The sequence below is a fragment of the Urechidicola sp. KH5 genome, assembly GCF_054661455.1.
Map to the genome: position 1 here is coordinate 791,148 of NZ_BAAFSW010000002.1, position 12,161 is coordinate 803,308.

Genomic DNA, 12,161 nt, shown 5'->3' on the forward strand with positions numbered 1-12,161 from the left:
TGGAAAGAGCAAGTTAAAATAAGTACTCTACATAATACCAAGAGATTGAAACATTTCATTTTAATAGTTACACAAACTTTACTCTAATTATGATTATCGATATAAAATGAATTGCTCTGTCTGAGACTTGTTAGTATCAGTAAGTTTCAAAAAGTATATGCCATTTCTAATATTAGAAGGTAAGTCGATTAAATTGACTCCTTGATTCATAGTTTGGTTTGACATATATACTTGTTTACCCATTACATCAAATACATGAACTGTTGGGTTATTTAGTTCTTGACTTAAATTTAAATTTATCTTGTCTTTTACTGGGTTTGGATACAAACCAAACAACGTTGTTTCTTCAAAAGAACTTACACCTAAAACGCTATTTGAATTAAAATTGTTACTAGCCCCAATGTTAGGTGGGTAAGTAGCAATATCAACCGTATTACCAAAAATATCTTCAGTTGGGTATACTGGAATATTTGCAAATATACCATTCCCACCTGCCGCAAAAGGAGGTTGGGTAAACATTCTACCCTGGTCGATTGCACCACTAGAATTATTAATGTTATAACCAGACTCAGAGGTAGCTCCAGCATTCACTATCTGTGGATTAGAATTGGACCAATTGGTGTTTGACCATCTTGGCGCAGTACCATTTCTAAAATTAGTAGACACATTACCTCGCCATATATTATGTGACATATCTAATTGAAAACCATTATCAATTTGTATATCTACAGATTGTCCAATTACTCCACTTGGACTATCTTCTATCAAGATATTATTATATACGTAAATGTTTTTACCATACAGTTTTATATCGGGAGAAAAATTCTTATCTAAATAAACCGTATTGTTGTAAATGTAGCTATTATTTGATGAAACATCATTACCTGTACCTGCATATTGAGAAACCCAAAATGTATATCCTTTTGTTGGTCTGTCTCCATCGTTTACACTCACATTAAATCGGTAGGTACATCTATTGTTTTCTCCTAAAATCTCAACAAACCCTTCATTCATTTCACTGTAGTTGTATTGGTAAATAATGTCTTCGTTACCAAAGTCTATGTGCATACCATACGAATCATTCGACCCATGAGCTCCATAAGCTCGATTGTATTGGGCGATTACATTTTTACATCTAAAAACCCACATACCACTTCCTCTGTTTGCAAGTCGATCATCAAAGAAGTCTGCATCATTGTTAGGAGTAGCATCGTATCCTGTTTGATCGAAATTGTTATTTTCTACTAAGGCATTGTGCATTTTAGATAGAATAATACCTGAACCACCAGTTCTATAAAAATGGTTGTTTTTTATAATAAAATTAGAATTTCTGTTAATTCCCCAATCTGTATTGGTAGCGTCCCAGTCTCCTTTATGAATGGCTTGCACTCCAGCTTTTCCAGTGTTGCTAAAATAGCAGTCCTCAATTAAAACATTGTCAAATCCAACATCTGTTGCAGCGGGAGAAGTTGATCCATCATGGTTTTCGGCAGATTCAAAATAAATACCGGTAACTTTAAAACCATTAAAATCTGATGGATCTGGTATAGTAACACTTAAGATATTGGTGATTTCTAAATTTCTAAATACCATATTAGAGGTAATACCACCCCATTTATTAGCTAAACATAATATACCATAACTATTTTCTTCTTGCCAAACTGCATATCTATCGTTCTCTAAACGATCGTTTTGAATAGCAAGATTAGAAAGTATGATGTTACTAGTATTGGTTAATTTAATTGCGTGCACATAGTCTTGAATTGAGGCATCTGCACCGGTTAAAATAGGCAAGTTTCCAACGCCATAATTTGAAATAACTATAGGATTTCCAGGATCTCCAGAACGGTTTACTAAAAGTTGCCCAATAAAAGTGTCTCCAGATTTAAATAAGAATTGATCACCCCCAGTCGCATATCCACCATTATTATTAGTGGCAAGTGCAGCATTAACATTAGTGTAGGTTTCCCAAGCAGTAGCGGGAGTTAATCCATCATTACTATCATCACCATCATTACTTATATAGTATACATTATACGGAGATGAAACATTAAAGTAGTCTAAAATAAGGGCACTACCACCAGCACCTATATGGGAAATACTAATGGTATTTGCACCCGCATTAAGATTTATATCTATATCAGTAAATTTTGCAGTGTCTTCATACTCAAAATTAGATTCTAGTAAAGTAATATTTTGAGTAGTTCCGTTTACCGTAAGACTCGCATCTTGTGTTGTTCCGTTGTTAAAATGATAAATTCGCAATTTATAGGTTCCCACACTTGGTACTCCAGTTACAGTAAAAGCAGAAGAACCAGTGGTATTTAATGTAACCATTGTATTATTTGATGCATTTATTCTTGGGTCTCCATTATTTCTTGTTGAACTTACAACGGTAGTACCAGATAAGGTTGTGTTTTCTGTTTCAATTGTGAAATCTAATTGAAAAGCAAAGCTATTTAAAGAAACTAAAAAAATCGCTATTGCTGCAATGCTCCAATGAGTTGGAAGGATAATTGTTTTCATATTACGGGGTTTATTATTCGACTAAAATACTATAATTTGTTCATTTTCACTAATTATATCTGTAGATTTTACATTTATGTTTATTTCTCCAGAGGTGTTTTTTACTTGTATCATTAATAGGCACTTACCTTTAAATGCATTTCGTGTATTAATTTTATGAGGTGCCAAATCGAGAATATCTCCATTTTCAACTCCAATAATTGTTCCTGGACCTTCAATTTCAAATTCTACTAAATTATCGGCATCAGGACATAAATTGCCACTTTCATCCACAATATCAACTTCTACATGAATTACATCTTGTCCATTCGCTTTTGCTGTTTTTTTATCAAGTGTTAACTTTATTTTATTTGGTCTTTTAGAAGTGTTATGTTCTGATTGCGCTACAATTTGTCCATCTTTTTTAGCAACTACTTTAAGGTTTCCTGGTTGATATGGCACATGCCATACGAGTTGCCTTTCATTTGTCATTACTTTTTCTCCTAATGAAATATTGTTTAAAAACAGTTCGGCACTGTCGCAATTTGTATAAACTACAACAGGTATCTCTCTTCCTTCTTTTCCGGGGTGTGTCCAATGAGGCAGAATATGAACCATTGGTTTATCTGCCCATAAACTTTGATATAAATAGTAATGATCTTTTGGGAATCCTGCCAAATCAATAATTCCGAAATTAGCGGTACGTGCTGGCCAACCAAAAGATTCCCCTAAATAGTCAAACCCTGTCCATCTAAAATTACCTAGGTAATAATCTAAATTTTCTACACGATTCCAATCATCTCTTACCCCCACACGAACAATAGAATTATCGTATGAAGATTGGTATTTTTTGGTAATATTCGGGAATACTTCTTCTTCTGATAAATCTGGGATCTTGAATACTTTCGGCTCCATTTTCTTGAACTGATGCGGTTTTTCCCAAGGAGCAGGATTGTCTTTGGTTCTATACCAAGTTTTAGTTCTATAAACACCGCGTGTTTGGAGTGTATGCGTAATTTCTGTACCGATAATTAATTTTTCTGGATGTTGCTTATGGTATTTTTCTAAGGCCCCTTTATACTCTCCATGTCCATTAAAACCCGAGATGTCTAAATAGGGTGCACTATAGCCACGACCCTGAGTATAAGGCCTTGTATTATCTACGGTTTTTGCAAATTCTATAATTTCTTTTTGTTCCTCTGGTTTAAATTTTGGTACCTCATTTCCAATACTCCAAATGACAACGGAAGGGTGATTTTGATCACGCTTAATAAAATCGGTTAAATCTTGTTGCCACCAGTCTGCAAAGTAATTGCCATAGTCGTGTTTTGCTTTTGGGTTCCACCAACCATCAAATGCTTCGTCCATAACCATAAAGCCCATGGTATCACACATGGTATAGAATTCTGGTGCAAATGGGTTATGCGTTGTGCGTAGTGCATTGGTTCCCATATCTTTTAAAAGTTTAAGTCGTCTGTATAAAACATCATTTGGTACGGCAGCACCAACAGGACCAGCGTCGTGATGATTACTCAAACCTTTAAATTTAATAGGTTCGCCATTTAATAAGAAGCCAACATTAGGTTTCAACTCAATTGATCTAATACCAAATGGAGTACTGTAGATATCTTTTAAAGTAGAACCAGAAAGAATCATTGTTTCGATTCGATACATACTAGGAGTATCTGGAGACCAAAGGTTTGGATTGTTAATTTCGAATTCTTGTATAAAAGAATCTGATTTAGCTGTGTTTAGTTTTGTTTGACTTTCGGCAACTTGCTGATTGTTCTGGTCTAAAATTGTGCTTAAAACAATAAGTTCTTCTTCATTTTCAGTTGCCACTGTAGCTTCTAATTTTACAGTAGCTTTTTCTTTAGATACTTTAGGTGTTGTGACTTTTGTTCCCCATTGTGGTATGTAGATATCTGAAGTTTTTGTCAACCATACATGTCTAAAAATACCAGAACCTGTATACCAACGTCCACTAGGTGCTTTTGAATTATCTGCACGAACCGCAATGGTGTTTGTGCCTTCTTTTATATGTGCTGTTAAATCGTAAGAAAAACTAATGTAACCATACGGTCTGTTTCCTAAATGAACTCCGTTGATATACACATCAGAATTCATATAAACACCATCAAATTCAATAAAATACTTTTCTTTAGACGTTAGAGATTCAATGTTAAAATCTTTTCGATACCAACCTGTGCCAGTTGGTAAAAAGCCACCTGCTTTTCCTGCTGGATTATCTTCTTTATACTCTCCTTCAATACTCCAATCATGTGGTACATTTAACGAGCGCCAATCTGTATCGTCAAAAGAAATAGTATGTGCGTTTTCAATATCACCTAATTGAAATTTCCAATCAAAGTCAAATGCAATGCGTTCTCTTTTGTTTTCAAGAGAAGGTAGTTCACATGAATTAAAAGACAGAATAAGGATAATTAAGAGTAGGGTAGAAGTAATTTTATGCATATGATTTATGGATTATTTTTTCTTACGTTGCTTTTCTTTAATAAAGTTTTCATTCTCACTTGGGTATTGAGCATCAACTTCTATTCTCCAAGCTTTTAGCTTATCTTTTAATTCTATAGAAATGTCTGGATGTTGTTGCAACACATTGTGTTTTTCACTTATATCAGTTTTTAAATTGTACAGTTCAAAGGTGTTTGATTCGAATTTTTCAATTAACTTCCAATCTCCTAACCTGATGGCTGAATACGGTTCTCCTCCTTCTTGATGATAATGTGGGTAATGCCAATACAGAGCTTCTCGAACATTATTTTGATTGGAAATCTCAGGTACCAAGCTTTTACCATCAACAGTTTGCTGTGCAATTTTATCAGATGAGATACCTGCCAATTCCATTAAAGTAGGGTAGTAGTCCATTGAAATAATTGGTGTAGCTACTTTTTGTCCTCCTTTTACTCTATTTGGAGCATAGATTATGGTAGGTATCTTAACACCACCTTCGTAAATATCTCCTTTTCCTGTTCTTAAAGGAGTATTATTGGTAACAGGCTTTTTAGGATTTTTGCCAATTAGTCCACCATTGTCAGAAGAGAAAAGTACGATAGTGTTTTCTAACAGTCCTTTTTCTTCTAGTTTGTTTATTATTTTACCAACTGCATCATCCATATGTTCAACCATTGCAGCATAGGTTGCATTGGTGTGTCGCGCTGTTGAATCTATGATGCTTTCGTATTTATCGATTTTATCTTGTGTTGCCTGTAGCGGTGTATGCACATTGTATAACCAAAAATTGATGAAAAATGGATTGTCTCCATTTTGATCGATAAAGTTTATAACTTCATTGGTTAAACGTTCTGTTAGGTATTCTCCTTCTTCACCATCGGTCAATCTTGGGTTGCCATAAGGAGAGAAGTAACCGTTGGATCCTAATTTTTTGTTTCTGTGTGGTGCGCCTTTTTTCCAGCCTCCAACATTAAGATCGAAGCCATGGTATTCGGGCCAATTTTTTTCTTGTTCTCCTAAATGCCATTTACCAAAATGAGCTGTTTGATAACCAGCATCTTTAAAAGCTTCTGCCATCGTATATTCTTCATCTGGTAAATACATGGTCCAATCTGGTACATTTAATTTTGCCCATGGATATTTATGACCTTCTATCCAATCGGTGACATTAATTCTTGCTGGGTATTTTCCTGTTACAATTGCTGCCCTTGTTGGTGAACAAACGGTACAAGCACTATAAGAATTTGTAAATTGAACCCCATCAGCTGCCAGTTTATCTATGCTTGGGGTCTGATATAAATCACTACCAAAACTACCTAAATCCGTCCACCCTAAATCATCAACAAGTATCAAAACTACATTTGGTTTTTTATTAGCTTCATTCGTTGCATCCAAGCAACCAATTAACACAAGTGAGACGAATAGATAGCATAATTTTTTCATGATCTATTTAGATTTTAGGTAGGTATTAGAATTGAATTTAAATACCTCTGAATGGGTTCTTGCATTTTGCATGATTTCAGTTAACTCTTCAACCAATTCAGGGTGTGCATCTGCAAGATTTTTTTCTTCTGAAGGATCTTCTTCTAAATTGTACAACTCTATTCTTCTAGTAGGCTGTTTTAATACATGATACTTAACAGCTTTCCATTTTCCTTTTCTCACAGCAATTCTGCCTCCTTTTTCATGAAATTCCCAATAAAGATATTCATGTTGATTTTGGGAGCCTTCTTCTGTTAGGGTAGAAAGGAAAGAGATTCCATCAATAGATTCGTCTAATTCTTTACCTATAATATCTGCAAAAGTTGGCATTACATCCCAAAATGCAGAAATATGATTTGTACTAGAGCCAGCTTTAATTTTGTTTGGCCATTTTGCAATCATTGGTACATGAATACCTCCTTCGTATAAATCTCTTTTAAAACCTTTGTATGGACCATTACTATCAAAGTAAACAGGGTCGGCACCTGCTTCTCTGTGTGGCCCATTATCTGATGTGAATATGACAATAGTATTATCTGCAATGCCAAGATCTTCTAATTTTTGCATGATTTCTCCAACCTGTGCATCTAACAAAGTTACCATAGCTGCAAAGGCTGCGTGACCGTTTTCTTGGGAGCCATAACCACCATTTTTAAAATTAGGACCGTCATCAACACCTTTGAAACTTTTTTCAGGTAAATACTTGCCTAAATATGGTTCTATATAGTTTTCCGGAATTAATAACTCTGCATGAGGCAGCGGAGAAGCATAATACATAAAGAACGTTGAATCTTTATTTTCTTCGATAAACTCTAATGATTTTTGGTGAATCAGGTCTGGAGCATAAATAGCTTGTCCTTTATCTTCATTACCTTCTAAAACTACCTTTTCTTGATTGTCCCATAAATAGTAGGGGTAATAATTATGAGCAATTCGCTGACAGTTATATCCGAAAAACTCATCGAACCCTTGGTTGTTGGCATCCCCTTCAGAACCTGGATAACCTAACCCCCATTTACCAAATATAGATGTAGTATATCCGACCTCTTTAAGCATTTCTGCCATGGTGTAAGTGTCTGCCGGCATTGGATATTGTCCTTCAGGTCTTACTTCTTTATTTCCTCTAACAACCGTATGACCTGTGTGCATGCCGGTAAGTAATGTAGATCTAGATGGCGCACAAACAGTAGAGCCAGAATAGTGTTGTGTAAATACCATCCCGTCTACTGCCAGCTTATCGATGTTTGGGGTGTCAAATTTTTGTTGCCCTTGATAGCCTACATCCCCATAACCTAAATCATCTGCTAGAATATAGATGATGTTTGGTTTTTTTTCTTCTTGTACTTCTGGAGTTGCTTTTGGTTCTTTTGAACAAGCAATTAAAGTAACAATTGCTAACAGTAAGAGATTAAAATTTTTCATAATCGTTGGTTAGTTTTTCGTTGTGATGTTGGTTGTTGTACTTTCTAATCCTTGGGAAGAAGCTTTAATCTTAATTTCTCCGACTTTACCTTTTTCGCTTTTTACAACTAAAAGACATAATCCGTTAAAGGCTTTTCTGTGGCTTGCTTGAAATGATTCTGTTGAAGTGGCATCACCATTTCCAACGGCAGCAATAGTTGCTGGACCTTCAATTTCAAACTCAATATTATTATTTGCTAACGGACAGAAGTTTCCGTTTTCATCTACAACTTTAACGGTAATAAATGAAAGATCTGAACCGTCTGCTGCAATTTGTTTTCTGTCTGGAGTTAATTCTAATTTTGCAGGTGATGTAGCAGTTACAATTGTTTTTTCTGCAACCGCTTTGCCATTTTTATAGGCAATAACTTTTAATTCTCCTGGTTCGTAGTTTACATTCCAATTCAATCTATAAGGAGAATCCCATGTTTTTTCAGGTTTCTTCCACCACATAAATTCAGCAGGTAAGGTAGTTTTATCTACGCCCATTATTTTTTTACCTAATGACTTTCCGTTTAAGAAAAGTTCGGCTTCATCAGCATTCGTATAGCAGTATACCGGAATTTCTTCGTGAGGTGTATTTTCCCAGTTCCAGTGGGGTAAAATGTGAACCATAGGTTCTTCTGTCCATCTACTTTGGTAGTAATAAAAACGATCTTTTGGAAATCCACTTAAATCAACAATTCCAAAATAAGAACTTCTTGAAGGCCAATCACCACCCCATTTGCCATGCGTCATATTGTCTTTACCATTGTAGGGTGTAGGTTCTCCTAAGTAATCAAATCCAGTCCAAACAAACTCTCCTAAAGAGTGAGGCATAGTTTCTTGAGCATAGGTTTCAAAATCTGGAGGATACGCCCAAGGGGGACTAATAATATCGTAGCTTGTTACTTGTAAAGATTCATGCTTTTCATAGTTTTCTAGTGGCAAATGATATACACCACGAGAGCTTACAGTAGATGCCGTTTCGGCGCCATAAACTATAAAGTCTGGATTGTTTCTAACAACATTATCATATTGTGTTGGTTTGTAATTAAATCCAACCAAATCTAGCGTTGCAGCTAAACCATTTTTTACACTTTGTGGGTAATTGTTAAATCCAGCAGTAACTGGTCTTGTAGGGTCTTCATCATGGCAAATATCTACTAAATGTTGCGCTACTTTAGCTCCTTTTTTATTTCGCTGCTCTCTAATTTCATTTCCAATACTCCACATCACAACTGATGGATGGTTACGGTCACGCTTTATCATATCGCGTAAATCTTTCTCGTGCCATTCATCCCAAACTTTGTTATAGCCATTTTCAACTTTTCCGATAGCCCACTCATCAAATGATTCTACTTGTACTAATATTCCCATTTTATCGCACAAATCTAATTGTTCTGGTGAAGGAGGATTGTGACTTGTTCTAATGGCATTTACTCCTATTTCCTTCATGATTTCAAGCTGACGCTCTGTGGCACGGTAATTAACTGCCGCACCTAATGGGCCTAAATCATGATGTAAGCAAACACCTTTAAATTTTACTTGACGACCATTTAATTCAAACCCATTTTCTTTTGAATATTTAATAGTTCGAATTCCAAAGTTGGTTTCATAATTATCTATGGCTGTACCACCGTTTAAAATTTTAGTTTGAACGGTGTATAGATATGGATTATCCGTATCCCATAGAATAGGGTTTTCAACTTTAAGTTGACTGTTAATCACAAAGTTTTCAGATGGATTAAATTCTGAAGAAGTTTGGGCAACTTGCAGACCTTCTGCATTTAATATGGTAGTTTCAATTTTGTATTCAGCCGATACTTTATTTGGGTTTTCTATGGTTGTTTCAATATGTACATCGGCATTTTGACTTGTGATATTTGGTGTTGTAATATAGGTGCCACTGTACGCTACATTAACTGGACTCTTAATAGTAAGATACACGTTTCTATAAATACCAGCTCCCGGGTACCAACGTGCAGATAATTCTTTTGGATTCACTCTTACTGCGATTGTATTTTCTTCGCCAAACTTAATATAAGGAGTGATGTTTACTTCAAAACCAATATAGCCAAATGGTCTTTCACCTGCTTTTTGACCGTTTACAAAAACTTCTGAGTTATTCATAACACCGTCAAAAGTTATGGTTACTTGTTGGTTTTGATGTTGTTTGTCTATAGTAAAAGTCTTTCGGTACCAGGCGGTACCATAAATAGGTAAGCCACCCGTTCTCGTATCGTGGTTTTTATCAAAAGGACCTTCAATGGCCCAATCATGGGGTACATTTAATTGACGCCAATCTGAATCATTAAAATCAGGAAGGTGCTCTGAACCAGTTTCTCCTTTTTGAAAGCTCCAACCTTCGTTAAAAGAATTGTGTACTCGTTTTATTTCTTGTCCGTTCGAACAAGAAAAAAGGATAAAACAAAAAGATATTAATAGAGCTTTAAAAATAGGAGCGTAGTTCATTATGAGTTATTTTAAATACACCGCTATTCGAAAGAATAGCGGTGTAATATTTGGGGAAAATTGCTATGTGATTTTATTCACTATAGTGCAGTTATAAGAGTGGTTTACCACTCTGATTTTTGCTCTAACAAGTTGTTGATTAAAACTTCTTGTTGAGGATATGGCAATGAGTAATGCTTGGTTGGGTCAAAGTTTGTTGAAGCACGTAATTTGTACGTATGATTTTCTGGTATATAACCTGGATTGAAAATTACAGAAGCTTCAAACTCTTCAAGTTTTTGCTCCAATAAATGCCATCTAACCAAATCTGCTTTACGGTTACCTTCAAAACACAATTCTCTCATACGTTCATCAACTATCTCCATAAAGAATGCATCTGAATCTGTTGTAACCTCTGGTCTAACAGAAGCAATTCCTGGTAAACCAGCTCTAGCTCTTACTAAATCTAACATTGGTATTGCATTTCCTGGGCCGTTTAATTCATTTTCAGCTTCTGCAAACATTAATAAAACATCCGCAAATCTGATTAAAGGAAAGTTAATTCCTGTATTATTTGCTTGTAAAGGCTCAGGAGTTTCTAAGTTAATGATCGGAGTATCTGATAAATTACTCGCAGCAATATCATCTGGATATATAGGCTCCCATCTTCTAAATTTACCAATACAGTAACCCCAAGATAATGGGCCAGCTTGTACATTTACTTTTCCGTTAGGAAAGTTATTATTTTGAGCTCCAGAAATACCTGGTGTATTCCAAGATTTTCTTAAATCATCTAATTCATAAATAAGATCAAAAACAGGAGAAGGTTGTATCTCAGGATCTCCAAATGGGGTAGCTTGTCTTGGGTTTGGCTTGTATAATAAACCATTCCAGTTACCATTTCTACCTGCAGTATTTACACCTAAAGCAGCACTATTTCTAAATACAATTTCAAAAATAGATTCGCTATAATCGTATCTATTTTGAATGTAGTTTAAAAATAGTTCTTTATAATCTGGATTTAAAGCATGATTACCTTGATTAATGATAACTTCACAGTGTTCTTTTGCAGCTTCAAAAGGGTTTTTGCCATTTATGCTTGAAGCTTGAAGAGGGTACCCTCCGGCTTTTAAATAGACTCTTGCTAACATAGCATGCGCAGCAGAATTATTAGCTCTACCAGCTACATAACTAGCGTCAAAAGAGCTAGGTAAATGTTCTGCAGCAAACGTTAAATCTTCAATTATTTGCATATAAACCTCTTCTGTACTTGAAGGAGCAACATGATTAGAGTTTTGATCTACTGTTGGCTCTAAACGCAATGGTACTTCGTTCCACCATGTGGTTAATTCAAAATACATGTAAGCTCTTAAAAATCTAGCTTCTGCTATATAACGATTGTAATCTTCTTCTTCAAAAGTTTCAGGGAGAAGATGCTTGATCATATTATTACAGTTGTTAATACCTATGTGCAAAACTCTCCATAAATCACCAACATCTTCCGTAGTTTCGTCGTGGGTATAAAGATTGGTTGGAGATTGCTCTACCCATCCTTTAAATGCATAACTTTCATCAGTTCCTGCATCCATTAAGATTAAATCACCACCATATAAACCTCTTAGTGTTGCATATATACCTGCAAAGGCAATATCCATATCACTTTCGGTTTTGTAAAAATTGTCGATCGCCCAAGTTGTTTCTGGTTCTAAGTCTAATGCATCAGAACAACTAGAAACTAAGGTTAAAGCAGCAAGCAGTAACCATGCGTTTTTAAATATTGATTTTATTTTATTCGTTTTCATTTT

Annotated in this window: 6 protein-coding genes; all 6 read right to left on the reverse strand. The window is 35.2% G+C overall.

Annotated elements, in window-relative coordinates; translation table 11 throughout:
• Positions 1 to 93: 93 nt before the first annotated feature.
• The 6 genes from ACYQ5R_RS08070 to ACYQ5R_RS08095 all read right to left on the reverse strand — a co-directional run bounded on the left by ACYQ5R_RS08070 (position 94) and on the right by ACYQ5R_RS08095 (position 12,158).
• Positions 94 to 2,526: a T9SS type A sorting domain-containing protein gene (locus tag ACYQ5R_RS08070; protein ID WP_460190411.1), complete on the reverse strand. Its 2,433-nt coding sequence runs from the start codon at positions 2,524 to 2,526 to the stop codon at positions 94 to 96.
• A 21-nt stretch (positions 2,527 to 2,547) separates the two neighbouring features.
• Positions 2,548 to 4,980 carry a glycoside hydrolase family 2 TIM barrel-domain containing protein gene (locus ACYQ5R_RS08075; RefSeq protein ID WP_460190412.1) on the reverse strand — a complete coding sequence of 811 codons (2,433 nt, stop codon included), beginning with the start codon at positions 4,978 to 4,980 and terminating at the stop codon, positions 2,548 to 2,550.
• Positions 4,981 to 4,992: 12 nt separating this feature from the next.
• Positions 4,993 to 6,423 carry a sulfatase gene (locus tag ACYQ5R_RS08080; RefSeq protein WP_460190413.1) on the reverse strand — a complete coding sequence of 477 codons (1,431 nt, stop codon included), beginning with the start codon at positions 6,421 to 6,423 and terminating at the stop codon, positions 4,993 to 4,995.
• A gap of 3 nt (positions 6,424 to 6,426) precedes the next feature.
• Positions 6,427 to 7,884: an arylsulfatase gene (locus ACYQ5R_RS08085; RefSeq protein ID WP_460190414.1), complete on the reverse strand. Its 1,458-nt coding sequence runs from the start codon at positions 7,882 to 7,884 to the stop codon at positions 6,427 to 6,429.
• Positions 7,885 to 7,893: 9 nt separating this feature from the next.
• Positions 7,894 to 10,377, reverse strand: a complete 2,484-nt coding sequence (gene galB / locus ACYQ5R_RS08090) for a beta-galactosidase GalB (RefSeq protein WP_460190415.1) — start codon at positions 10,375 to 10,377, stop codon at positions 7,894 to 7,896.
• Positions 10,378 to 10,481: 104 nt separating this feature from the next.
• Complete coding sequence (locus tag ACYQ5R_RS08095) at positions 10,482 to 12,158, reverse strand: RagB/SusD family nutrient uptake outer membrane protein (RefSeq protein ID WP_460190416.1); 1,677 nt, start codon at positions 12,156 to 12,158, stop codon at positions 10,482 to 10,484.
• Positions 12,159 to 12,161: the final 3 nt, after the last annotated feature.

What these genes read in the sequence shown, in the direction of transcription:
- ACYQ5R_RS08070 (WP_460190411.1), bottom strand. Translation starts at nt 2,526, where the DNA reads ATGAAAACAATTATCCTTCCAACTCATTGGAGCATTGCAGCAATAGCG.
- ACYQ5R_RS08075 (WP_460190412.1), bottom strand. Translation starts at nt 4,980, where the DNA reads ATGCATAAAATTACTTCTACCCTACTCTTAATTATCCTTATTCTGTCT.
- ACYQ5R_RS08080 (WP_460190413.1), bottom strand. Translation starts at nt 6,423, where the DNA reads ATGAAAAAATTATGCTATCTATTCGTCTCACTTGTGTTAATTGGTTGC.
- ACYQ5R_RS08085 (WP_460190414.1), bottom strand. Translation starts at nt 7,884, where the DNA reads ATGAAAAATTTTAATCTCTTACTGTTAGCAATTGTTACTTTAATTGCT.
- galB (WP_460190415.1), bottom strand. Translation starts at nt 10,377, where the DNA reads ATGAACTACGCTCCTATTTTTAAAGCTCTATTAATATCTTTTTGTTTT.
- ACYQ5R_RS08095 (WP_460190416.1), bottom strand. Translation starts at nt 12,158, where the DNA reads ATGAAAACGAATAAAATAAAATCAATATTTAAAAACGCATGGTTACTG.